The following is a 22,326-nucleotide window of genomic DNA, read 5'->3' on the forward strand; positions in this document are numbered from 1 at the left end:
GGGAGGGATTCGAACCCCCGGTACCCTTGCGAGTACTCCGCATTTCGAGTGCGGCGCGATCGACCACTCTGCCACCTCTCCGGAAGCCGTGGCGCCAAACGGCGAAGTGGGCTTGTAGCTTCGCTTTTCGCGCCGCGCAAGCACCTCAGCGCCCAACTTCCCAAATCAGTTCGAGCGTCTCGGTCGCAGGGCCCGCGGCTTCGTATCCGCGCGCGATGAAATGGCCAGCCTTGGCATCGGCAACCATCACGAGTCGCGTATTCTCATTAAGCACCGGCGGCGTGAGCCACGGGAACTCGGGATCGAGGTGAGCCTCCGTGTTACGCATGATCTCGGCGCGCTCGAGACTGGCTTCCCCGCGCGATTGGCCGGGCCATCCTCCGCTATGCCAATGATTGGCGGCGACGGCCTGCTCCTCGCGCACGCGCGCCGAGACCTCGGTGCGTTCGATGACCGCCGTCTCGTCCGGTGAGATCCCGGCAAGCGTGAAGATCGCGGGCGTCGAGATGGCCTCATCGCACAGCATCCGCCGCGCCTCGCTGAAGTCGCCTGCTTCCTCCGCGACCCGCCGCAGCAAATGCGCCGGCGTCGGATGCGGCATTTGCCAGACGCGGCGGCGGTTCGCCGCCCAATCGAGATAATAGAAGCCCGTAGGATTGCGCATCGGCGCCTGATTGAGCGAGGCGGAGAAGCGCCCCGGCGCCATGACTTGTAGAACCCCGCTATAGCCGGGCCACGTCATCACCGCGAACGGCCCTGCGGGCGCGCCCTCGACCTTCGCGCACGTGATGTTGCTGCCGAGACCCGGCGTCTTCCAGTCTAGAACCCGGATGAGCCGGGCCGACCCGCCGTCGGGCGAGGCCACCGCCCGGCACGTGCAGCCCCATTCGTAATTGATGGAAAAGAAGTAGGCGCCCGGCCGCCCGAGCGCCTGCGCGATCGCGTCGATCTCACTGAGATGCGCGTTACTCCAGCGCTTCAGCCACGCCCGCGAAACCCCGTCGAGCCCCGCCAGAAGTCGCCTCGGATACCGCCGCGTCGCGATGTCGAGCAGCGCATGAGTCTTCTCAGGCGCGGCGCGAAGGGTCGCCAGCGGGAAATCAGGCCCCGTCTCGATGACGGGGATGAGCGGCAGCGCCCCCCGAGGCGCCGCGTCTCGCAAAGCCGTCGCGGGTGCTTCCATGAGCGCTGCGCCCTCTCTCGAGTTGCCGGAGCATTTATCTTAGGAACCGGGTACGCGACCTGGAAATTGGATGCCGTTTCCGTTACCTAGACATAGGGCCGAAACGCCGCACGGCAATTGACAATGCGCCTCAATTCGACAATAAACCGGCCCAGCCGTGGGCAGGAAAACTGCCCGCGTTGAACGCGCTGCCCGAGGCTCCAGCTAGCACCGCCTAGCATTCCCTTGAAAGTCCACCTGAAATAAGGTGGCGCCACAGGGCGCGGCAACAGGCCTGAAGGCCGAAAGGACGAAGCCATGTACGCTGTCATCAAGACAGGCGGCAAGCAATACCGCGTTTCCAAGGACGACCTTGTCACGATCGAGCGCGTATCGGGCGACGCTGGCGCCACGATCGAATTCGGCGAAGTGTTGATGGTCGGCTCGGGTGCTGACGTGACGATCGGTGCGCCGCTCGTCTCGGGCGCCAAGGTCACCGCCGAGCTGGTCAAGCAGTCGCGCGGTCCCAAGCTGATCGCCTTCAAGAAGCGCCGCCGCAAGAACTCTCGCCGGAAGAAGGGCCACCGTCAGGACCTTTCCGTCGTGCGTATCACCGACATCACAGGCGCGTAACGAGCCGCCGCTCCATTCGAGGACTTTGAAATGGCACAAAAGAAAGCAGGCGGTTCGACACGTAACGGCCGCGACTCAGAAAGCAAACGTCTCGGCATCAAGCGTTACGGCGGCGAATTCGTCATTCCCGGCAACATCCTTTGCCGCCAGCGCGGAACGCAGTGGCATCCGGGCTCCGGCGTCGGCATGGGCACGGACCACACCATCTTCGCCGTCGAAGAAGGCCAGGTCGAGTTCGCCAAGAAGCGGAACGGCCGCATCTATATCTCGGTCAAGCCCGCCAAGCCCATCGCGGCGGAATAACATCGCTCATGCGTTGGCCGCCGGTTTCGCCTCCCGCGGGACCGGCCCAGCGCACAGTGGATGAAGACGAACGATCATGGGGATGGCTCTGCCGTCCCCTTTTGCCTTTTTGAGCGCCCGCTCATATCGTGAACCGAATTGTGCGCTTAACCGAGGCCATGAAAACCGCCCGCCTCACCCTCAGAGCCCTTGTCGATAGCGATGCCGCGCGTATCGCTTTGCTCGCCGGTGACTGGGAGGTCGCGAGCATGACGGGCCGCATTCCCCACCCCTACACGCCCGAAGCGGCACTGGAGTGGGTGAATGGACTGGCCGAGCGCGAGGAAGTCTTCGGCATCGAGCGCAATGGCGAATTGATCGGCATCTGCGGCTTCACAGCCGAACCCAACGGCGACGCGGAGCTTGGCTATTGGCTCGGCAAAGCCTATTGGGGTCAAGGCTACGCAACGGAAGCCGCTCGCGCGGTGATGGCCTATGGTTTCGCTAAGGCAGGCGTACGCCGCTTCGTTTGCAAGCATCTGACCGACAACGGGGCCTCCGCGCGCGTCATTCGCAAGCTGGGCTTCAGACTGTCGGGCGCTGCGACCGGTTGGTGCGAAGCGCGCCAGTGTGAACTACCCGCACTCTCATACGAGCGCCGCCGTCCTTGGACGATGGCCATTAGAGCTTTGGCATCATGAAATTTCTCGATCAGGCAAAAATTTACATTCGCTCCGGCGCCGGCGGCAACGGTTGCATCGCCTTCCGGCGTGAGAAGTTCATCGAGTTCGGCGGTCCCAACGGCGGCGATGGTGGCAGGGGCGGCGACGTCTACGTTGAATGCGTGCAGAACCTGAACACGCTGATCGACTACCGCTACCAGCAGCATTTCTTCGCCGGCAACGGCACGCCCGGCATGGGTCAGAACCGCACCGGACCCGACGGCAAGGATTGCACGATCAAGGTCCCGCCCGGCACGCAAGTCTTCGCCGAGGACGGCGAAACGCTGCTCGCCGACATGACGACGCCCGGCCAGCGGGTGCGCCTCGCCAAGGGCGGCAACGGCGGCTTCGGCAACGCCCACTTCAAGACCGCGACGAACCAGGCGCCGCGCCACGCCAATCCGGGCCAGCCGCCGGAAGAGCTGACGATCTGGCTCAAGCTCAAACTCATCGCCGACGCCGGCCTCGTCGGCCTGCCGAACGCCGGGAAATCGACCTTCCTTGCGGCCGTCTCCGCCGCCAAGCCGAAGATCGCCGACTATCCCTTCACGACGCTGCACCCGAATCTGGGCGTGGTGCGCGCAGGCGACGTTGACTTCGTTCTCGCCGACATTCCAGGTCTGATCGAGGGCGCACATGATGGCGCCGGCCTTGGCGATCGCTTCCTCGGTCACGTCGAACGCTGCCGCGTTCTCCTTCACCTCGTGGACGCGACCTCCGAAGACGTTGCGGCCGACTACAAGACGGTGCGTCGCGAGCTCAAAGCCTACGGCAACGGCATCGAGAAGAAGAAAGAACTCGTCGCGCTGTCGAAATGCGATGCCCTCGATGAGGCGACGCTGCTCGAACGCCGCGATCTCTTGAAAAAGGCGTGCCGCAAGACGCCGCTCATCCTCTCCGCGGTTTCCGGACAGGGCGTCAAGGAAGCGCTGTACGCAATCGCGCGCGAAGTGAACCGCGCAGAAGTCGATGACGAAGAGAGCGATGAAGCAGCATCGCGTCCGTGGCAGCCGTGAAACCCGGGCATTGCCGCATGTAGAGCTTGTCCGGCGATGGACATTACGCGCTTACAATTGATAAGTGACGGTATCCCGCCAACGACAAGATTCTAGGAAAAACAGCGCATGACCCACTCCGGCCGAACTCCCGCTTGGACATGGGCCGTCCCAGTATTCGGGCTTCTGTTTTTCCTTGCGGCCACCGCGACAGGATACGACGACAATTTCGCGGCTCATCCGTTGGGCATTGTGACCACGATCATCCTGGTCCCGCTGCTCATCGGGGTTGTATTTGCCGCCGTCTACCACGCCGAGGACCTCGCACATATCTTGGGCGAACCCTTGGGTACGCTGGTCTTGACGGTCGCCGTCACCGTCATTGAGCTGGCGCTCATCGTTTCCCTGATGCTGACGGGCAAGGCGACACCGACACTGGTGCGCGAAACGGTTTTCGCCGTCATCATGATCGTCACGACGGGTCTCGTCGGGCTCTGCATCGTGGTCGGAGGCATCCGCTATCGCGAGCAGAGGTTCGACGTAACCTCCGTCAAGATCTACGTCGCCGTGTTGATCGTGCTGACCACGATCACGCTCATCCTTCCGAATTATACGACCTCAGCGCCCGGTAGCCTCTATTCCGAGAGCCAGTTGATGTTCGTCAGCATCATGACCATCGCGCTCTATGGAGTCTTTCTCTACACGCAGACGGTCCTGCACCGCGGCTACTTCGTCGGCGAACAAACGGCAAAGGGGGCTACGCCCAGCCAAGCCAAGCTCGCCCTTGCTGCCGTACTCCTTTGTGTTGCATTGGCCGCCGTCGTGCTGCTGGCGAAGCTGGCGGCCGTCGTCATCGATGTCGGGGTATCGCAGTTCGAAGCCCCGGGCAGCATCACGGGCGTGATCATCGCGATTATCGTTCTGATGCCGGAATCGATCGCGGCCGTCCGGGCGGCGCAGAAGGACGACCTTCAGAAGAGCATCAACCTCGCGCTCGGCTCGGGTCTGGCGACCATCGGTTTGACGATCCCGGCGATCGCCGCGGCCAATCTCTTCATCCATAAGCCGTTCATCCTCGGCCTCGAGACGGGCGACATCGTCCTCGTCGTGATGACGTTTGCGACCGCCATCCTGACATTCGCCACCGGGCGCACCAACGTCCTCTTCGGCTTCCTGCATCTGGTGATCTTCGGAACCTTCTTGTTCCTTGCCTTCGTGCCCTGATGCCCCGTTAGCCATTTCGGCAGAGGGGTAGGGCTAAAAAGGGCCTGCGGCATTGCCGATATGCAGCGGGCGCCCCTTGCCGGAATGCCCGCATTTGCAGATAAGCAGGCCGAGAACCGGCTTGCCCGCGCCCTTCGAGATGGAAATGGACCGCCCGTCAGCGACCGACGCCACGACGCTCACCGCGCGCCCCGAATGGGCCGAGGCGCGGCGCATCGTGGTCAAAATCGGCTCTGCCCTGCTGACGGACCGCGCCACGGGCCGGATCAAGTCCGCTTGGCTGAACTCGCTGATGGACGACGTTGCGGAACTTGCTCAGGCGGGCAAGGAAATCGTGCTCGTCTCGTCGGGCTCCATTGCGCTTGGCCGTCATGCGCTCAACCTGCCGAAAGGCCCCTTGGAGCTTGAGCAGAGCCAGGCGGCAGCCGCCGTCGGCCAGATCAGCCTCGCCCACGCCTATCAGGAACTGGCCGCCGCCCGCGGACTGACCGCCGCCCAGATCCTGCTCACGCTTGGCGACACAGAAGAACGCCAGCGCTACCTGAACGCCCGCAACACCATCGAAGTGCTGCTCGCGATGAAGGCCATTCCCGTCGTCAATGAAAACGACACGGTGGCGACGGCCGAAATCCGCTACGGCGATAACGACCGGCTATCTGCGCGCGTCGCCTCGATGGTCTCGGCCGATTGCCTCGTGCTGCTCTCCGACATCGACGGGCTCTATACCGCTCCTCCGAACGACGATCCGGACGCCCGGCACATTCCGCTCGTGTCCGAAATTACGCCCGAGATCGAGGCAATGGCGGGCGACGCCGGAACCGAGCTGTCCAAAGGCGGCATGAAGACCAAGATCACCGCCGGCAAGATTGCGCTCGCCGCCGGCACCGACATGGTCATCACGACGGGCAAGATCTACCACCCGCTGCGCGCCATCTCGGAAGGCGCGCGCGTCACCTGGTTCATCGCCAAGTCGGACCCGGTGACCGCCAAGAAGCGCTGGATTTCCGGCCAGCTCGTCCCGAACGGCCAGATCTTCCTCGACGGCGGCGCCGAGAAGGCGCTCCTCACCGGCAAGAGCCTACTGCCGGCCGGCGTCATCCGCATCGACGGCGCCTTCGGCCGCGGCGATGCTGTGATCATCCGCTCGGCCGACGGACGCGAACTCGGCCGCGGGCTTGTTGCCTATGCGGCGGACGAAGCCCGGCGTATCATGGGAAAACGGTCCGGCGAGATCGCCGCGATCTTGGGCTACGAAGGACGCGACACGCTCATCCACCGCGATGACATGGCGTTGACGAGGACTTGAAGCGATGAACAGACCCGAGCGCATCGAGAACGATACCGCCGCGTTGATGCGCGGCATCGGCGAAGCCGCCAAGGACGCGCGCCGTCAGCTCGCCATCGCCACCCCGGAATCAAAGAACAACGCCCTCAAAGCCGCCGCGGCCGCCCTGCGCAAGGCGACGCCGAAAATCCTCGAAGCCAACGTCAAGGACGTCGAAGCGGCGAAGGCTGCCGGACGCCCGGGCTCGTTCGTCGACAGACTGCTGCTCAACGAGAAGCGTGTCGCCGCCATCGCCCAGGGCCTGGAGGAAATTGCCGAGCTGCCCGATCCCGTCGGCACCGTGCTCGCCGAATGGACACGGCCGAACGGTCTGAAATTCCAGCGCGTGCGCGTGCCCTTAGGCACCATCGGCATAATCTACGAAAGCCGCCCGAACGTGACGGCCGATGCAGGCGCGCTGTCGCTGAAAGCGGGCAACGCATCGATCCTGCGAGGCGGCTCCGAAAGCCACCATTCGAGCGTCGCCATTCACGCCTGCCTCGTCGAAGGCCTGCGCGCGGCAGGGCTGCCCGAAGCCGCCATTCAGCTCGTCCCCACGACGGATCGCGAAGCCGTGGGCGCCATGTTGCGCGGCCTCGACGGCGCTGTCGATGTCATCGTCCCCCGCGGCGGCAAAAGCCTCGTGCAGCGCGTACAGGATGAAGCGCGCGTTCCCGTATTCGCGCATCTCGAAGGCATCTGCCACACCTACGTGGACGAAGCCGCCGATCCCGAAATGGCGCTCTCCGTCGTCGTCAACGCCAAGATGCGGCGCACCGGCGTCTGCGGCGCCACCGAGTGCCTGCTGATCGACAAGAACGCCAAAACCGACTTCGTTACGCCGCTGGTGAAAGCGCTGCTCGACGAAGGCTGCGAAGTCCGCGGCGACGCCAGCGTGCAAAAGGCCGATCCCCGCGTGAAGCCCGCGACGGACGAAGACTTCGGCAAGGAATTTCTCGAGCCGATCATCGCCGTCAAAATGGTCGACGGCGTGGACGGCGCGATTGAGCACATCGCCCGCTACAGCTCGCAGCATACCGATGCGATCATCACCGCCTCGGAAGCCACAGCCGAACGCTTCCTCGATCGTGTGGATAGCGCGATCGTCCTCGTCAACGCCTCGACCCAGTTCGCCGACGGCGGCGAATTCGGCTTCGGCGGCGAGATCGGCATCGCGACCGGCAAGATGCACGCGCGCGGACCTGTCGGCGTCGAGCAGTTGACGAGCTTCAAGTACAAGGTGCGCGGCAACGGCCAGATCAGGCCGAAGTGATGCAGCACGGAGAGGCGCATCTCAGTTGACGCGAAAGATCCCGCAGCAAAGCTTCGGCTCCCTTCGCGTCAAAACCCCGTCGTGTCTTCCGGGGCAGCGCATCGGTGTGATGGGAGGCACGTTCAACCCTCCCCATGAAGGCCACCGCACCGCTGCCGAAGCGGCCATGAAACGGCTGGGTCTCGATCAGCTCTGGTGGCTCGTCACGCCCGGAAATCCGCTCAAATCGAACAACGGTTTGCCCGATCTCCACGGCCGCATGAAGCTCGTCCAGACTTTCGCGCGCGGGCCCAAGATGAAGATCACGGGCTTCGAGCGGGAACTGGGGACGCGATATACCGCGGGGACGCTGGCTTACCTCAAGCGGCGCTATCCGGGCGTTCGCTTCGTCTGGATCATGGGGGCCGACAACCTCGCCTACTTTGACCGCTGGCAGCATTGGAGGCAGATCGCCGAGACCATGCCGATCGCGGTCGTCGACCGCCCCGGCTGGCGCCACCGGGGGCTGTCCTCCCCCGCCGCCCGCGCCCTCCAGCGATACCGGCTGCCTGAGTCCGAAGCCCGCCATCTGGCCGGCCGCGCACCCCCCGCGTGGATGCTCCTGAGCATCAAGCTTTCCGGCCTTTCCTCGACCGCCTTGCGCACGGCCGCAGCTCCCGCGCTGGCCCAGAATAATTAAACATTTGATAAACAAGGACAATCTGCTCAGGCCCGCTCCCGAATTCCATTTGCGGATGGGCCGGAGGATCACTATTATCAGAGGCCTCCGGATATCCCGGAGCCTGAAAGCATGCGGGACCAACCAGCAAAGGACGTTCGCCGCTTGATTCGAACCACAACCGAGGCCGCCCGTAAGGGCTCGTCTCTCGCCACGTCCGCCTCCCCGGAGACGGATTCGGCCGCCCTGCTTGAAGATGTCGTCCGTTGGCTTGACGACGCGAAGGCAGAGGAAATCGTATCCCTTCCCCTCAAAGGCAAATCCGCACTGGGCGACTACATGGTCGTCGCATCCGGCCGTAACGACCGGCATGTCGGCGCCATTGCCGAACAGCTGCGCGAAAAGCTGAAGGCACGCGGTGAATCGCGCGTCAGGGTCGAAGGCTTGGGTGCCTGCGATTGGGTGCTGATCGACACCGGCGACGTGATCGTTCACGTCTTCCGGCCCGAGGTCCGCGAATTCTACAACCTCGAAAAGATGTGGCAGGCGGAGATCCCGCCGGACGCATCGCGCGGCGACTCCTCGCAGCACTGATTGCGGGATTGCGTAGACCACCCGAAAGCGGACGCGGCCGAGAAACTTCGGCCGCGCTAACGGACGATTGATGCGCATCGCCATTTCCGCGGTCGGGAAACTGAAGGATGCCGAGGAACGCGCCATTGTCGAGCGCTACGCCAAACGTTTCGGTGGCGCCGGCAAAGCGCTGAGCCTTGGCCCCCTCGATATCCGGGAATTTCCCGAAAGCCGCGCGGCGGCCGCCGGCGAGCGCAAGCGCGATGAAGCCGCCCGTCTCCTGAAAGACATTGCACCGGGCGACGTCGCCGTCGCGCTCGACCCGCTCGGCCGATCGCTCACCAGCGAAGCCTTCGCCGATTTCCTGCTCAAGATCCGCGACGGCGGCGCGAGAACCTGCCATTTCCTCATCGGCGGCCCGGACGGTCACGGCGATACGGCGCTCGCCGCTGCGGCCATGAAATTATCGCTTGGCGCGCTTACCCTTCCCCACGGCCTTGCACGCGTCGTTCTCGCTGAGCAGCTCTACAGGGCGGCGACCATCCTTTCCGGCCACCCCTACCATCGCGCATGAGAGGCTAATGGCCGCCCGGAACAACAACGTGCTGCTGCCCGCCGAAAGCAGGCCGGTGATCAAATACAGTTTCCCGCCGATTGGACCATCCGGCGCGCATCTGCTCATCCTCGGCACGCTTCCAGGCGAAGAATCACTTCGCCTCAAGCAATACTACGGGCATCCCCGCAACCATTTCTGGCCGATCATGGCCGCGCTCTCCGGCAAGCCGCTTCCTCTCACCTATGAGGAGCGCGTGGCGCTTCTGGAGATCAACCGCTGGGCCGTGTGGGATGTGCTGGAAGGCGCCGAGCGCATCGGCAGCGCGGACGCCGCGATCAGAAATCCAATCGCCAACGCCTTCGGCGCCTACTTCGCGGAAAATCCGGCAATCCGGTCGATTGCCTTCAACGGCCAAAAAGCCCGCGATCTCTTCCGCCGCTTCGTGTTGAAGCCCGGCACCGTCGCAGCGGATGACTTCACGATGATCGAACTGCCATCGTCGAGCCCGCTCTACACCAAGACGCTCGATGAGAAGCTCACCGTTTGGCGCGATAAACTCACGCCCTACACCGAGCCGGCCGGCAAGCGTCAGGAATTGCGCGTAAAATAATCGATGCCGAATTGCGGTAGCACCCGCCGCATGGCGACCGCGAGATAAGTCGGCGTCGTCACGTAGTAATGCCGCCGTGGCCGCGTGCTTTCGACCGCATGGATCAGCCGCTTGCTGACCGCCGCGGGCTCAAGCTTGAACGTCACCTTGCCCCCAGCCTTCATCGCCTCGATGCGCCTCTGATAGACGTCCCGGTGCGGCGAGTTCTCGATATCGATCGTCGCGAGCAGCCGCGCCAATGCGCTCTCCACGAACCGGGAACGGATCGGCCCGGGTTCAATCAGAGAAACCGAGATCCCCGAGCCCTCGAGTTCAAGCCGCAGCGACGCCGATAAAGCCTCGAGCGCGAATTTCGACGCACAATAGGCCCCGCGATAGGGCGCAACCACGAGGCCCAGCACGGACGAGCAATTGACGATGCGTCCCTCGCCGTTCTTGCGCATCGAGGGAATGAGCCGCCGCGTCAGATCGTGCGTGCCGATTACGTTGACTTCGAACTGCTCGCGCAACAGCTTCGGCGACAGGTCCTCGATAGCGCCCGCCTGAGCGAAGGCAGCATTATTGAAGAGCGCGTCGATCTTCCCGCGGGTCATCTCCAGCGCCTGAACGGCGCACGTCGCAATCGACTGCGGATCCGAAAGCTCGAGCGGCAAAGCTTCGACGCCGAGGAAATTCTTGAGCCGCGCCAGATCTTCAGGCTTGCGGGCGGTCGCGATAACGCGCCAGCCGCGCTCGCGCATCGTCCGCGCCGCATCGAGACCGATGCCGGACGAACATCCGGTGATGAGAATAGAGCGGGTCATAGGGTTCCGGCCGTTGGCGCTCGTGCAAACTTAGCACGAGACGCTGTCTACAGCCTTACTGCGATTCCGGAATAGGCAATGCCCGGATTTTCGCCCCGTGGCACGCGTCGGATCGCCGTCAGCGCTGCGGAGCGGGCCGGTGCTGCCATCGCCCCGCTATCGGCGTGCTACCTCTTGAACTTCACAAGCACGCTGCCGTCTTCGCCCTTCAAGGACAGCGTATCGCCTTGCAGCGAAAAGGAGCGCGCGGCCTCGAGCGCTGCAAAATACTCCGTCTCGATTTCGCCTTTGCCGTCGCAGTCCATCTTCGTTGCCGTTAGCGGCCCGATCTTAATGGCATCGTCTTCAGTGGCCATCGGGCCGCTGAAGCTGTTGCAGCCGCCGCTACCGGACACTTCATCCGCCGAGTACGCGAAGGTCAGACCTTGGACGGGGTGGCCGTTGAGCTCAATCGCGATCCAGCTCGCCGCCGGTGGGCCCGCTTCGTCATCTTCGCCCGCAGCGACCGGCGCGGCCATGGCCAAAGCCAGCGCGCCGGTCAGGATCGTTGTCTTGAACCGCATCAGCGTCCCCCGAGGTGACCCTAGTTGGCGCCCTCGAGCAGACGCCGCGCGATCACCTGCGCCTGAATTTCCGCAGCACCCTCGAAGATATTGAGAATGCGCGCATCGCAAAGCACGCGGCTCACCGGATATTCGAGAGCGAACCCGTTGCCACCGTGGATCTGCAAAGCATTGTCGGCATTCGCCCAGGCGACCCGCGCGCCGAGCAGCTTCGCCATGCCGGCTTCAAGATCGCAACGCCGGCCGGCATCCTTCTGGCGCGCCGAGAAATACGTGAGCTGACGCGCAATCATCGTCTCGACCGCCATCATGACGACCTTGTTGCGCACGCGTGGGAACGAATAGATCGGCTTGCCGAACTGCACACGCTCCAGCGCGTACTTGAGGCCGAGATCCATCGCGCACTGCGCGACACCGACCGCACGAGCCGCCGTCTGAATGCGCGCGCCCTCGAACGTGTTCATCAGCTGCTTGAAGCCCTGACCTTCGACGCCGCCAAGCAGGTTCTCCGCCGGCACTTCAAAGTTGTCGAAGGAAATGTCGTATTCCTTCATGCCGCGATAGCCGAGAACCTCGATCTCGCCGCCCGTCATGCCCTGCGCCGGGAACGGCTCCTCGTCCGTGCCGCGGGGCTTCTCGGCGAGGAACATCGACAGGCCTTTGTAGCCGGGCTCATTCGGATTGGTGCGCGTCAGCACCGTCATCACGTCGGCACGGACGGGATGCGTGATCCACGTCTTCTGGCCGGTGATCTTGTAAACGTCGCCTTCCTTCACCGCGCGCGTCTTCAGCGACGCGAGGTCCGAACCCGTGTTGGGCTCGGTGAAAACAGCCGTCGGCAGCATTTCGCCAGAGGCGATCTTGGGAAGATACTTTTCCTTCTGCTCCGGCGTGCCGTTGTGCAGGATCAATTCGCCCGCGATTTCCGCGCGCGTGCCGAGCGAGCCGACGCCGATGTAGCCACGCGACAGCTCTTCAGAAGCAACGCACATCGCTTCCTTGCCGAGAGCCATGCCGCCGAACTCTTCCGGCAGCGCTAGGCCAAAAACGCCAAGCTCAGCGAGCTTCGCGATCACCTCGAGCGGAATGTATTCGTTCTTCAGGTGCCATTCGTGCGCATGCGGATAAACCTCATCGAGGCAGAAGCGGCGCATCAGATCCTGGATCTGCGCGTGCGTCTCATCGAGGCCCGTATCGCCGAAGGTCATGGCTTCGGGCTGCGCGGCGATAAGTTCGCCAAGGCGCGCCTTGACCGTTTCCGATCCGCCTTCGGCGACGAGATCGGCAATCGAATCCTCATAGCGGCGCAGATCGCTCTTCGGCACACCCAGCGCATCCGCTCGCGCGATCTCGAGCTGGCTCATGGGAATGCCGTTCGCGACCTGGGCGGCGTATTCCCCGAACGCGGCGATCAACAGAAGCTGCTCGAACTCGCCGAAACGGCCTTCGCCCTCGAGCCGGGCCGCCCAATCGTGCATCTGTCGCAGGCCTTCAACCGTCGTCGCCAGCCACGCGAGCCCGTGCGCCGCATGCTGCGCCTGATCGATTCCGCCTTCTTCCTGAATCTTGATCCGCACACCGGCCTTCGCGGCCTGAAGGATCTTGTCTGCCCCGGCAACGGCTTCCCCGCAGCGCTCGATGAGCTTGGCGGCTCCCCCTTCAAGGATGCTGGATCCGGCCTTCATCGGCGTCACGGACATGCTTTTCTCCTGAGGAAATGACAAGGGTGTGGACAGTGTCTCTGCCCATTGAACGGAACTGCGCGACCAATTCACTGCTCGGAAGGATTAGTCAACTGTCCGCGAACCGCAATAAACCCTCGCGCGACGTATTCGCGCGAAAGCGGGAACCTCCCGCGCGGCGGGAACGATTGGTAAGGCTAAGAAGTTCCCCGCTGCTGGATCTGTGTTCTCCGTGACTCCAGCCCGCGTCGAAATTGTCGCCCCAGCACTGGACTGCACCTCTGCAGTGGACCCTGCTTTCGCGAACCACTAGGTTCCCGCGACAAAAAACGAAAAGCCTGGGGAGAGGCGTTAACTCATGAAGCGCATGCGAAGATTGTTCGAGGCCCTCTATCGGGTTTACGAGCATTCCGGTTTCGCGATGGCGGGCTCGATCGCGTTTTCTTTCGTCGTATCGATCTTTCCGTTTTGCATCTTTCTCGGTGCCCTCTCTGGTATATTTGGCGGGCGCGAGCTCGCTCAGGACGCCATCAGCCAGCTCTTTGCCATACTGCCGGAGCCGGTAGCCAAAGGCATCGCTCCGCAAATTGAAGCGGTCATGGGCTCGCAGCGCATCGACTTACTGACCGCCTCGGCATTTCTGGCCCTGTTCTTCGCCACGAGCGCCGTGGAAACGCTGCGCGCCGCTCTGAACGGCGCCTACCGGGTGCATGAGAAACGGCCCTATGCGGTATGCCTTCTGATCAGCATGCTCTTCGTCTTCGTGAACGCGATTTCGACGCTGGTCATCACCTGGATCGTGGTCGTCGGCCCGAGCGTCTTAGGGCCCACGATCGTCGCGGAATTCTCACGCGGCTGGCTGCAGACGATTATCGATTCAATCAGCCATGGACCGGGCGTCAGATATCTGGCTGCGGGCACCGTCATGGCCGTACAGCTGCTCGCCGTCCACCTGTGGCTCGTCGCCGGCAAGCGGCGCGTGGCTGATGTCTGGCCGGGAATACTGCTGACGATCCTGCTCTGGCTCGCACTCGCAGGCCTCTGGTCCTACTACATCCAGATCAGCAACTATTCGCTGTTCTACGCCGGCCTCTCGCAGCTGATGATCGCCTTGATCTTCTTCCAGTTCACCGCGATCACGATCCTGCTCGGCGCCGAATTCAATCGCGGCCTCATGGAAATGAAGCGCATGCGGCGCGAGGCAGCAGAACGCGAAGCGCTCCGCTTGAGCACGCTCGGCAGCACTTAGATCCCGTCCGCCGGGATCAGAGACATCTGAAATAAAAAAGCCTTCCTCCGCTATTTGGCGAAGGAAGGCTTTTGATTGAGTTGATTAGGCCGCCGACTTCGGCCCAGCTTCGATGACGTCTTCGAGCGTCCTGAGGCCGGTCGTCGGAGCCGATACCAGCACGGCCATGTTGCCGGGCTTATGCTCGTTCCGGTACATGCGCATGTGCGCCTTGGGGATCTGCTCCCAAGAGAACACCTCCGACATGCAGGGATCGATGCGGCGCTCGATGACGAGCTTGTTCGCCTGGCTCGCCTGCATGAGGTTCGCAAAGTGCGAGCCCTGCACGCGCTTCTGGTGCATCCAGAGATAACGGGCATCCATCGTGAGATTGTAGCCCGTGGTACCGGCGCAAATCACCACCATGCCGCCGCGCTTCACGACCTGCACGGAAACCGGAATGGTCGTCTCGCCCGGATGTTCGAAGACACAGTCGACGTTGACGCCCTTGCCGGTGATCTCCCAGATCGCCTGGCCGAACTTGCGCATCTCCTTCAGCCACTCGTGGTACTCGGGCGAGTTGACCTTCGGCAGCTGACCCCAGCACTTGAAGTTCTTGCGGTTGATCACGCCCTTCGCGCCGAGCTGGCGGACGAAGTCGAACTTGTCGTCCTCGGAAACGACACCGATCGCATTGGCGCCTGAGGTCGCGCAGAGCTGAACGGCAAACGCGCCGAGGCCGCCCGCCGCACCCCACACGAGCACGTTGTGGCCCGGACGCAGCACGTGCGGGCGATGGCCGAAGAGCATGCGGTAGGCTGTTGCGAGCGTCAGCGTATAGCAGGCGCTCTCTTCCCAGGTGAGGTGCTTCGGACGCTCGAGCAGCTGGCGGTCCTGGACGCGGCAGAACTGCGCGAACGAGCCATCCGGCGTCTCGTAGCCCCAGATGCGCTGCGACGTCGAGAACATCGGGTCGCCGCCATTGCACTCTTCGTCGTCGCCGTCGTCCTGGTTGCAGTGGACGACGACTTCATCGCCGACCTTCCAGCGCTTCACCTTCGAGCCGACAGCCCAAACGATGCCCGACGCGTCGGAACCTGCGATGTGATAGGGCTGCTTGTGGACGTTGAACATCGAGATCGGCGTGCCGAGCGACGCCCAGACGCCGTTGTAGTTCACGCCTGCTGCCATAACGAGCACGAGCACGTCGTGGCTATCGAGTTCCCAGGTAGGGACGACCTCAACCTGCATCGCCGTTTCCGGCAGACCCTCGCGCTCCTTGCGAATGGTCCAGGCATACATGTTCTTCGGCACGTGCCCGAGCGGTGGAATTTCGCCGATCTCGTAGAGATCTTTCTTGATGCCCGCCGCCGACTGAGCATCGGCCACGTCGCTTTTTGCTGCCAAGTTCTGGCTCGACATTGGTGTTGCGTCTCCCGACCATTTTCCCCGCGACGAGGGCCGTTATGGCTCATCTTCTTCGCGTTTGTCCCCAAACAACAACTGGGGACCGCAGTATGAAGCACGTTTTTGCGCTGCAATGAAGAGGGTTAGACGGCCGTTAAGGGTCGCTCAATTCCTCTTTAACGCGAGAGGTTTATCGTTCGTGCCTCGTTTACCTACCCATTAGGGCAGTTGGAGTGCGGCACATGCAGGACCTCTTATGGCAGCTCAAGAATACCGACTCCTTCGTCATTTATACGACGCTCGCCTTTGTCGCGGCGGTGGGCTGGTTCCTTCGTGAGATCGCAGGCTCTACGGGGCTCGCCGTTTTCTCGCTCCCTTTGCTGATGATCGGCGGCATTGCAGGACCAGCCTTTCTCACTCAGCAAACGATCGTGCTTTCTTACGACAAGAACGTCAACGTCGCTACTGCGGCGGGATTGGGCGTGCTGATCGCGCTGCTCGTCATCCTACTGAGCAAGTGGCTCTTGACGGTTCTCAACGAGCATCGGGTCAGCCGGGCCAAGATCGTCGCAGTGCCGAGCCGCCCACCCCGTTTGCGCCGCTAGGCCTACCCGCGTCCCTGCCCTTCTTCGTACGATCGAAAAAGGTAAAGCGCGGCGAACTGCCGTTTTTGCCTTTTCATGGGCGTGGGCTACGGTAAATGTTTCGCCACAACAATTTGACGCGAGCCTAGGGGCCCTTTTCGATGTCGGACACCAAGTCGCGAGACAACGCGAAAAACAAAACTTCAAAAGTCCAGCGCGACAAGCCCTGGCTGATCCGCACCTACGCTGGCCATTCGACAGCGGAAAAATCGAACGCGCTCTACAAGAAGAATTTGGCCAAGGGCCAGACCGGCCTCTCCATCGCTTTCGATCTGCCGACGCAGACGGGCTACGATTCCGACCACGAGCTTGCGCGCGGCGAAGTCGGCAAGGTCGGCGTGCCGGTCTCCCACATGGGCGATATGCTCACCCTGCTCGACGGCATCCCGCTCGACCAGATGAATACGTCGATGACGATCAATGCGACGGCCGCCTGGCTGCTCTCGCTCTATATCGCCGTCGCCGACAAGACGGGCGCCCCGCGTGACAAGCTCACCGGCACCATTCAGAACGACATCATTAAGGAATATCTCTCGCGCGGCACGTACGTGTTCCCGCCCGAGCCATCGCTGCGGCTCATCAAGGACACGATCGTCTTCTCGACGCGCAACGTGCCGAAGTGGAACCCAACGAACGTCTGCTCCTACCATCTGCAGGAAGCCGGTGCGACGCCCGTCCAAGAACTGGCATACGCACTCGCGACCTCCATCGCCGTGCTCGACACGGTGAAGGCATCGGGCGAAGTGCCGCCGGAAGAATTCGGCAACGTCGTCGGCCGCATCTCCTTCTTCGTCAACGCCGGCATGCGCTTCGTCACCGAGATGTGCAAGATGCGTGCGTTCAGCGAGCTGTGGGACGAGATCACCCGCGAACGCTACGGCGTGACGGACGCGAAGCACCGCATGTTCCGCTACGGCGTGCAGGTGAACTCGCTTGGCCTCACCGAGCCGCAGGCTGAAAACAACGTCTACCGCATCCTGATCGAAATGCTCGCGGTAACGCTTTCGAAGAATGCGCGCGCTCGCGCCGTGCAGCTGCCCGCCTGGAACGAAGCACTCGGGCTTCCGCGCCCCTGGGACCAGCAGTGGTCGCTCCGCATGCAGCAGATCCTGGCCTTCGAGACGGACCTGCTCGAATACGGCGACATCTTCGATGGCTCCGTCGAAGTCGCAAAGAAGGTTGCCGCACTGAAGGAAGAAGCCAAGGCGGAACTCGCGACCATCGAGAAGATGGGCGGCGCCATCGCCTGCATCGACTACATGAAGCGCCGCCTCGTCGAGAGCAACACGGCGCGCCTTGCCGACATCGAAAGCGGCGAACTCGTCGTCGTCGGCGTCAACAAATTCACCGAGACCGAGCCCTCGCCGCTGTCGGGCGGCGCGGGCGCGATCATGGTTGTTGATCCGGCCGTCGAAGCCGAGCAGATCGGCAAGCTCAAGGCATGGCGCGAGAACCGCGACGCGAAGAAAGCCGCCGCAGCGCTGGCCGAAGTCGAACGCGCCGCCAAGGAAGGCCGCAACATCATGGAGTCTTCGATCGAAGCCGCCAAGGCTGGCGTCACGACCGGCGAATGGGGAAGCGCGCTCCGCCAGATCTTCGGCGAATATCGCGCGCCGACCGGCGTCGCCCAGGCTGCCGTCGCCCGCGAAAGCACAGAGCTCGAAGCAGTCCGCACGAGCGTGGAAGAAGTGTCGAACCGTCTCGGACGGCGCATCAAGTTCCTCGTCGGCAAGCCGGGCCTCGATGGCCATTCCAACGGCGCCGAGCAGATCGCGGTCCGTGCCCGCGACGCCGGCATGGAAGTCGTCTACGAGGGCATCCGCCTGACACCCGGCCAGATCGTTCGCGCCGCGGTCGATGAGGGCGTCCACGTCGTCGGCCTGTCGATCCTGTCGGGCTCGCACGTTCCCCTCGTGAAGGACGTGATGGAACGGATGCACAAGGAAGGTCTGGACGATGTTCCCGTCATCGTCGGCGGCATCATTCCGCCGGAGGATGCCAAGACCTTGAAGGCCTTCGGCGTCGCCGCCGTCTATACGCCTAAGGACTTCCAGCTGAACGACATCATGGCCGATATCGTGAAGCTCGTGGACGGCTACGCCAAGGCCGCCTGACCAGATGTTAGCGAGAGCCCCCCGGGCTCTCGCTCCGCCCGCCCTATGAGACCTGGCCATGAAAACCTGGGTCGTCCTCTTCCTTCTGCTGCTCGCCGCCGGCATTGCCTGGGGCATCGCGCGCGATCTCTTCTCGCGCCCACACGGAACCGTCGTCGGCACCGTCACCGCCCTCGATCACGGCTATTCGCGACCCAAGTGGTATCCGGCGACGCCGCCCCACTACACCGCGCGGCTGCCTGACGGCCGCGTCGTCCAAGTTGCAGCCAAAATTCCACTGAACCTTCCCGTCGGCGCCCCAATAACCGTCACGGAACTGATGACACCCTGGGGCCAGATCTGGTACAGGCAGCGCGACTAGGGAGGGGCGATTGCGGGAAGAAACGCGAAAGCGGCTCGAACGGGCCCTCTGGGTGGACCGGGCCAAGAAGCTCGGCATCGCGCTGGCGATCATCGCGGCGATCGGTGCAGCGTTCGGCTACGAAACGCTCGATATGGCCGTCTCGGACACCAATGTCGAAGGCACGGTGACCGACATCGAGCCCCTGGTGTCCAAGCAGAACTCGGCCGATGGCGAAAATGTTGTGGTCCGGCTCGCCGGCGGGCCGCTGATCAGGGTCCTCGCCTACAAGTCGCGCGGCCTGAAGGTCGGCGACCATATCCAGGTCGTCGAGCACCACCACGCGACCGGCCGAGTGACGCATACGCTGAGATAATATCTTCACGCGTTGACGCGGCGGCCAAGGCCGGTATATGTCGCCGCTTCGCTCGGGATTCCCGAGCCGATGCCTCAGTGGCGGAACGGTAGACGCGGCAGACTCAAAATCTGCTATCCATCGGGTGTGGGGGTTCGAGTCCCTCCTGAGGCACCATTTCATTAGAACAAATGGATTAGGCCCTCTCGGGGAAAGTGTGACTTCGTAGCCGCGCTTCAGCAGCGCGACGGGCGATAGGTTCGCTCACCTAAAATAAAAAGGCATGGCGAAATTCGTATTGGCGCCTCCCGGCGGCGGCGGAAAAGGGCCGGCGCTGCGCACAGCGGCCAGCACCCTGTTATCGAGGCCCGGATTTCCCGAGGAACGCGCGATACGCGCCGAACGCAGCGCTCCCGATCCCGCAACGGAAAACGCAATAACCACAGTGCCACGATCGCCGCCGCCGGACGGCTTGTGGGCTGCGACCTGCGCCCGGACGACGGCCGCGTAGTTGACGGCTGATCCGGAGCTTGCCGAAACGCGGCCTGCACTTTGCTGAGATCCCGTGGCGGCCCTGGCCCTCGCCGCGCCTTTTTGCTTCGCATCGCTCAAAGGGGGCCTCTTGGCGTGCGGCTCTGGTCGATTGAGTGGCTTCTCGAACGCTTTGTCCGCAGGCTGTTGGGCGGTGGTCTTGCGCGCGTTTTCGGCCACCGGGACCTGTTCCGTCACCTCGGTACCAGCACCGGCTTCGCTGTCCAACGCGCCTCGGACAATGTCAATGCCCTCGGGCTCGGAAGCGTTCACTTCGACTTCAGTCACCTGCACTTCGGCATCTTGATGTGGCTTGGCCTCGCGCGCCTCCTTCGCTCTAGATGGTTGAGCAGCCGCGATGCTTTCCGCAGTTTCGCCGCTCGCGGCCTCGACTGCCTGCACTGAAGCGGCCGCGACCAATGGTGATGGCTCGACCGCCTCCAAAACTTCACTTCTGAAGGCTTCAAGGCTGATGGCTTCCGTCGGCGGCTCGATGGCGCCCGGCTTTTTATCTCCCCAATAGATGATGCAAGCCAGCACCGAGCCATGCAGCGAGAGGGAAAATACCGCACCGGCACCCATTGCCGCCGCTCGTGGCAATCGGCCACTTCGGCCTTCCGTCATTCGGTTGCTCTACGCATCATTATGCCAGCTTCAGAATGGAAGGCTCATGCGTGGGACTGTACATGAGCCTTCCGCGCGTCAGTTGCTGGGCAATGCCATTGAGAGGCCGCCATAGACCGACGCGCCTGGTGTGCCGTAGTCCAGCGCTGTCTGATAATCTTCGTTCAGCAGGTTCTCGCCGCGGACATACACCTTCCATCCCGGAGAGAACTCGTAGGACGCCTTCGCATTGACGAGCACATAGTCGTTGAGCGCCACGAGGCCGCGCGCGTCGAATGAATCGTCAATCACGTCGGCCACATATTGGGCGGTCACGTTGAGTGCCACCTTGTCCATCGGTACGATATCGACACCAGCTGCGAACGCGTGGCGCGGAACCCGGAGAAGCCGTGCACCCGTGGCGTCCGTTGCGTCGGTATATGTGTAGCTGGCGTTGATCGTCAGGCCCGGCGAGATGACTGCCGCGCCCGAGATTTCGACACCGTTCCGGTGCGTCACGCCAGGCACGTTATAGTAGCCGCCTGGGCCCCATATGATCAGATTGTCAGTGTCGAGCACGAAGTACGTTGCGCCGAATTTGTAGCGCCCCTGATCAAAGCCTTGCTCGATGCCCGCATCCCAGCTGAAGCTCGTTTCCGGCGTCAGATCGGTACGGCCATAGTAGGGGTCATAAAGCTCATAGAGACTTGGCACGCGGAAACCCGTGCCGGCGCTCGAATGCAACTTGGTTTCGGTGCCGGGCAAGAGATATGCGCCAGTCAGACGGTAGGTATCGAAATCGCCGAACGTGCTGTGATTGTCGATGCGGCCGCCGCCGGTCAACACCAGGCCCTTGACCGGCTCGGCCATCAGCTGCGCGTAGTAGCCGTTGAGGTCTGCGGTCTCGCGATCAGGGTTGCTGTTCGTTGACGCGCCGGTGCGTTCCCAATCCGCGCCGGCAAGCATCGAAAACTTTTCGTTGAACGTCAGAACGCCTTTGTATTCGCCCTTGAGGCGATAGCCGTCGTACCAGCCGTTGCGAGCCCTATCGTTGAACGTCTCGCGGCGAACCTCCATGCCTTGAATGGCCAAGGTGTTCTGGAATGCTCCATTGAACAGGGAGAATTCGGTACCCACGCGGCCCACTTGTTGCGTCGTCGTGCCGTTGTCGAGCGTATCACCGAACGCATAGGTCGGGGGCGCATAGCCGTCGTAGTCATACTTGGCATCGACGGCGCGGGCGGCAAAAAACACCTTCCACGCGGGCGTCAAAAAATATTCTCCTCGTCCGGAGAAGGTCAGGTTGCGAGATCCGTCATCCTCGCGGCCGTAGGCATAGGCCGAAAAGCCGTCAGTGCCCACGCCCTGAATGGAGAGCGCAATGTTGCTGCCGTTGGCAGCGAGATAGCCAGCCGTGTAAGAGCCGTTGACGGTATTGTAGCTACCGCCCTCGATGTTGCCTTGCTGCGAAATTCCCGGGGTTCTTGCGGCTTTCGTTTCGATGCTGATGAGGCCGCCGACGGCGTCGCCGCCGTAAAGCGTGCTTTGCGAACCCTTGACGACTTCGATGCGCGACACGTCACCCACGAGAAGATGCTCGAACGACACTGCCGTCTGCGGCGCCGACGGATCGCTGATGTCCATCCCGTCGACGAGAACCTTGACGTATTTGCTTCCGGCGCCTCGAATGAAGATGCCCGCCGTCGTTCCGGGAGGTCCGCTCTGGTAAAAGCTCACGCCGGGCAGGGTCGCGAGATAATCCTTCACGTAGGTCTGGCCGCGGCTCTCGATCTCCTTCTGGGTGATGACTTGGACGGTGGAGCCGACTTTGGCGGCCTCTGTCGGCGTTTGGTTCGCCGAGTAGATCGTCACCCCCTCGAGATCCGTCACGTCTTGCGCGTGGGCCCGCGTTAGTCCCGCACTGATGCTCAAGACGGCGCTTGCTGAGAGAAGGGTAATTTTTAGTGTTCTACTTACTGCCGTTTCCGGCGTGTTTAATGACATAGGTTCCCCGTCATCGACTTCATGACGGGAGCCTCGGCAG

Annotated in this window: 23 protein-coding genes and 1 tRNA gene; 17 read left to right on the forward strand and 7 right to left on the reverse strand. The window is 62.8% G+C overall.

The window, feature by feature from the left end:
* Window positions 1-145: 145 nt before the first annotated feature.
* Window positions 146-1,183 (reverse strand): hypothetical protein, encoded by a 1,038-nt coding sequence (locus VFG26_RS02835; protein WP_325022016.1) that lies wholly within the window; start codon window positions 1,181-1,183, stop codon window positions 146-148.
* A 297-nt stretch (window positions 1,184-1,480) separates the two neighbouring features.
* Here VFG26_RS02835 and rplU point away from each other — a divergent pair, with 297 nt between their 5' ends.
* The 11 genes from rplU to VFG26_RS02890 all read left to right on the forward strand — a co-directional run bounded on the left by rplU (window position 1,481) and on the right by VFG26_RS02890 (window position 10,012).
* Window positions 1,481-1,795, forward strand: coding sequence for a 50S ribosomal protein L21 (gene rplU / locus VFG26_RS02840; RefSeq protein WP_325022018.1), 315 nt, complete (start codon window positions 1,481-1,483; stop codon window positions 1,793-1,795).
* Between the two features lie 30 nt (window positions 1,796-1,825).
* The gene (gene rpmA / locus VFG26_RS02845) at window positions 1,826-2,098 is read left to right on the forward strand and encodes a 50S ribosomal protein L27 (RefSeq protein ID WP_325022020.1); all 273 of its coding nucleotides are present in this window, start codon (window positions 1,826-1,828) and stop codon (window positions 2,096-2,098) included.
* Between the two features lie 158 nt (window positions 2,099-2,256).
* Window positions 2,257-2,778: a GNAT family N-acetyltransferase gene (locus VFG26_RS02850; RefSeq protein WP_325022022.1), complete on the forward strand. Its 522-nt coding sequence runs from the start codon at window positions 2,257-2,259 to the stop codon at window positions 2,776-2,778.
* Window positions 2,775-3,815, forward strand: a complete 1,041-nt coding sequence (gene obgE / locus VFG26_RS02855) for a GTPase ObgE (RefSeq protein ID WP_325022024.1) — start codon at window positions 2,775-2,777, stop codon at window positions 3,813-3,815. Before VFG26_RS02850 ends, obgE begins: the two co-directional genes overlap by 4 nt.
* A 108-nt stretch (window positions 3,816-3,923) precedes the next feature.
* Window positions 3,924-5,018, forward strand: coding sequence for an ionic transporter y4hA (locus tag VFG26_RS02860; RefSeq protein WP_325022026.1), 1,095 nt, complete (start codon window positions 3,924-3,926; stop codon window positions 5,016-5,018).
* 145 nt (window positions 5,019-5,163) lie between these two features.
* Window positions 5,164-6,324: a glutamate 5-kinase gene (gene proB / locus VFG26_RS02865; RefSeq protein WP_325022028.1), complete on the forward strand. Its 1,161-nt coding sequence runs from the start codon at window positions 5,164-5,166 to the stop codon at window positions 6,322-6,324.
* A gap of 4 nt (window positions 6,325-6,328) precedes the next feature.
* Window positions 6,329-7,615, forward strand: coding sequence for a glutamate-5-semialdehyde dehydrogenase (locus VFG26_RS02870; RefSeq protein WP_325022030.1), 1,287 nt, complete (start codon window positions 6,329-6,331; stop codon window positions 7,613-7,615).
* 25 nt (window positions 7,616-7,640) lie between these two features.
* A complete protein-coding gene (locus VFG26_RS02875; RefSeq protein WP_325022032.1) occupies window positions 7,641-8,294 on the forward strand; it encodes a nicotinate-nucleotide adenylyltransferase in 654 nt (217 codons plus the stop codon).
* 111 nt (window positions 8,295-8,405) lie between these two features.
* On the forward strand, window positions 8,406-8,867 hold the full coding sequence (gene rsfS, locus VFG26_RS02880) for a ribosome silencing factor (protein ID WP_325022034.1): 462 nt from the start codon (window positions 8,406-8,408) through the stop codon (window positions 8,865-8,867).
* A gap of 70 nt (window positions 8,868-8,937) precedes the next feature.
* The gene (gene rlmH / locus VFG26_RS02885) at window positions 8,938-9,420 is read left to right on the forward strand and encodes a 23S rRNA (pseudouridine(1915)-N(3))-methyltransferase RlmH (protein ID WP_325022036.1); all 483 of its coding nucleotides are present in this window, start codon (window positions 8,938-8,940) and stop codon (window positions 9,418-9,420) included.
* Window positions 9,421-9,427: 7 nt separating this feature from the next.
* Entirely contained in the window at window positions 9,428-10,012 is a 585-nt protein-coding gene (locus tag VFG26_RS02890) for a DNA-deoxyinosine glycosylase (protein ID WP_325022038.1), read from the forward strand.
* Here the strand turns inward: VFG26_RS02890 and VFG26_RS02895 are convergent.
* From VFG26_RS02895 to VFG26_RS02905, 3 genes are all read right to left on the reverse strand, one after another.
* Entirely contained in the window at window positions 9,991-10,815 is an 825-nt protein-coding gene (locus tag VFG26_RS02895; RefSeq protein WP_325022040.1) for an SDR family NAD(P)-dependent oxidoreductase, read from the reverse strand. The two genes, VFG26_RS02890 and VFG26_RS02895, sit on opposite strands and share 22 nt — an antisense overlap.
* Window positions 10,816-10,982: 167 nt before the next feature.
* Window positions 10,983-11,378: an META domain-containing protein gene (locus VFG26_RS02900; RefSeq protein ID WP_325022042.1), complete on the reverse strand. Its 396-nt coding sequence runs from the start codon at window positions 11,376-11,378 to the stop codon at window positions 10,983-10,985.
* A gap of 20 nt (window positions 11,379-11,398) precedes the next feature.
* Window positions 11,399-13,078, reverse strand: a complete 1,680-nt coding sequence (locus VFG26_RS02905) for an acyl-CoA dehydrogenase family protein (protein ID WP_325022043.1) — start codon at window positions 13,076-13,078, stop codon at window positions 11,399-11,401.
* 340 nt (window positions 13,079-13,418) lie between these two features.
* Between VFG26_RS02905 and VFG26_RS02910 the strand changes: the two genes are divergently transcribed.
* A complete protein-coding gene (locus VFG26_RS02910; protein WP_325022045.1) occupies window positions 13,419-14,309 on the forward strand; it encodes a YihY/virulence factor BrkB family protein in 891 nt (296 codons plus the stop codon).
* An 84-nt stretch (window positions 14,310-14,393) separates the two neighbouring features.
* Here the strand turns inward: VFG26_RS02910 and ccrA are convergent, their stop codons facing one another.
* Complete coding sequence (ccrA, locus tag VFG26_RS02915; RefSeq protein WP_325022047.1) at window positions 14,394-15,710, reverse strand: crotonyl-CoA carboxylase/reductase; 1,317 nt, start codon at window positions 15,708-15,710, stop codon at window positions 14,394-14,396.
* A gap of 227 nt (window positions 15,711-15,937) precedes the next feature.
* Between ccrA and VFG26_RS02920 the strand changes: the two genes are divergently transcribed.
* The 5 genes from VFG26_RS02920 (at window position 15,938) to VFG26_RS02940 (ending at window position 19,325) form a co-directional block, all read left to right on the forward strand.
* Entirely contained in the window at window positions 15,938-16,300 is a 363-nt protein-coding gene (locus tag VFG26_RS02920; RefSeq protein ID WP_325022049.1) for a hypothetical protein, read from the forward strand.
* A 140-nt stretch (window positions 16,301-16,440) separates the two neighbouring features.
* Window positions 16,441-18,453, forward strand: coding sequence for a protein meaA (locus VFG26_RS02925; RefSeq protein ID WP_325022051.1), 2,013 nt, complete (start codon window positions 16,441-16,443; stop codon window positions 18,451-18,453).
* 58 nt (window positions 18,454-18,511) lie between these two features.
* Window positions 18,512-18,814 (forward strand): hypothetical protein, encoded by a 303-nt coding sequence (locus VFG26_RS02930; protein ID WP_325022053.1) that lies wholly within the window; start codon window positions 18,512-18,514, stop codon window positions 18,812-18,814.
* Window positions 18,815-18,824: 10 nt separating this feature from the next.
* Window positions 18,825-19,169 carry a hypothetical protein gene (locus tag VFG26_RS02935; RefSeq protein WP_325022055.1) on the forward strand — a complete coding sequence of 115 codons (345 nt, stop codon included), beginning with the start codon at window positions 18,825-18,827 and terminating at the stop codon, window positions 19,167-19,169.
* Between the two features lie 71 nt (window positions 19,170-19,240).
* Window positions 19,241-19,325 (forward strand) — tRNA-Leu (locus tag VFG26_RS02940).
* An 87-nt stretch (window positions 19,326-19,412) separates the two neighbouring features.
* Here VFG26_RS02940 and VFG26_RS02945 read toward each other — a convergent pair.
* Window positions 19,413-20,261, reverse strand: a complete 849-nt coding sequence (locus tag VFG26_RS02945) for a TonB family protein (protein WP_325022056.1) — start codon at window positions 20,259-20,261, stop codon at window positions 19,413-19,415.
* A 120-nt stretch (window positions 20,262-20,381) separates the two neighbouring features.
* Window positions 20,382-22,214: a TonB-dependent receptor plug domain-containing protein gene (locus tag VFG26_RS02950; RefSeq protein ID WP_325022058.1), complete on the reverse strand. Its 1,833-nt coding sequence runs from the start codon at window positions 22,212-22,214 to the stop codon at window positions 20,382-20,384.
* Between the last annotated feature and the right edge of the window lie 112 nt (window positions 22,215-22,326).

This window comes from Hyphomicrobium sp., from assembly GCF_035687085.1.
Taxonomy (GTDB): domain Bacteria; phylum Pseudomonadota; class Alphaproteobacteria; order Rhizobiales; family Hyphomicrobiaceae; genus Hyphomicrobium_B.

Coding starts and splice junctions, on each gene's coding strand:
- VFG26_RS02835 (WP_325022016.1), bottom strand. CDS start 1,183: ATGGAAGCACCCGCGACGGCTTTGCGAGACGCGGCGCCTCGGGGGGCG.
- rplU (WP_325022018.1), top strand. CDS start 1,481: ATGTACGCTGTCATCAAGACAGGCGGCAAGCAATACCGCGTTTCCAAG.
- rpmA (WP_325022020.1), top strand. CDS start 1,826: ATGGCACAAAAGAAAGCAGGCGGTTCGACACGTAACGGCCGCGACTCA.
- VFG26_RS02850 (WP_325022022.1), top strand. CDS start 2,257: ATGAAAACCGCCCGCCTCACCCTCAGAGCCCTTGTCGATAGCGATGCC.
- obgE (WP_325022024.1), top strand. CDS start 2,775: ATGAAATTTCTCGATCAGGCAAAAATTTACATTCGCTCCGGCGCCGGC.
- VFG26_RS02860 (WP_325022026.1), top strand. CDS start 3,924: ATGACCCACTCCGGCCGAACTCCCGCTTGGACATGGGCCGTCCCAGTA.
- proB (WP_325022028.1), top strand. CDS start 5,164: ATGGACCGCCCGTCAGCGACCGACGCCACGACGCTCACCGCGCGCCCC.
- VFG26_RS02870 (WP_325022030.1), top strand. CDS start 6,329: ATGAACAGACCCGAGCGCATCGAGAACGATACCGCCGCGTTGATGCGC.
- rsfS (WP_325022034.1), top strand. CDS start 8,406: ATGCGGGACCAACCAGCAAAGGACGTTCGCCGCTTGATTCGAACCACA.
- rlmH (WP_325022036.1), top strand. CDS start 8,938: ATGCGCATCGCCATTTCCGCGGTCGGGAAACTGAAGGATGCCGAGGAA.
- VFG26_RS02890 (WP_325022038.1), top strand. CDS start 9,428: ATGGCCGCCCGGAACAACAACGTGCTGCTGCCCGCCGAAAGCAGGCCG.
- VFG26_RS02895 (WP_325022040.1), bottom strand. CDS start 10,815: ATGACCCGCTCTATTCTCATCACCGGATGTTCGTCCGGCATCGGTCTC.
- VFG26_RS02900 (WP_325022042.1), bottom strand. CDS start 11,378: ATGCGGTTCAAGACAACGATCCTGACCGGCGCGCTGGCTTTGGCCATG.
- VFG26_RS02905 (WP_325022043.1), bottom strand. CDS start 13,078: ATGTCCGTGACGCCGATGAAGGCCGGATCCAGCATCCTTGAAGGGGGA.
- VFG26_RS02910 (WP_325022045.1), top strand. CDS start 13,419: ATGAAGCGCATGCGAAGATTGTTCGAGGCCCTCTATCGGGTTTACGAG.
- ccrA (WP_325022047.1), bottom strand. CDS start 15,710: ATGTCGAGCCAGAACTTGGCAGCAAAAAGCGACGTGGCCGATGCTCAG.
- VFG26_RS02920 (WP_325022049.1), top strand. CDS start 15,938: ATGCAGGACCTCTTATGGCAGCTCAAGAATACCGACTCCTTCGTCATT.
- VFG26_RS02925 (WP_325022051.1), top strand. CDS start 16,441: ATGTCGGACACCAAGTCGCGAGACAACGCGAAAAACAAAACTTCAAAA.
- VFG26_RS02930 (WP_325022053.1), top strand. CDS start 18,512: ATGAAAACCTGGGTCGTCCTCTTCCTTCTGCTGCTCGCCGCCGGCATT.
- VFG26_RS02945 (WP_325022056.1), bottom strand. CDS start 20,261: ATGGGTGCCGGTGCGGTATTTTCCCTCTCGCTGCATGGCTCGGTGCTG.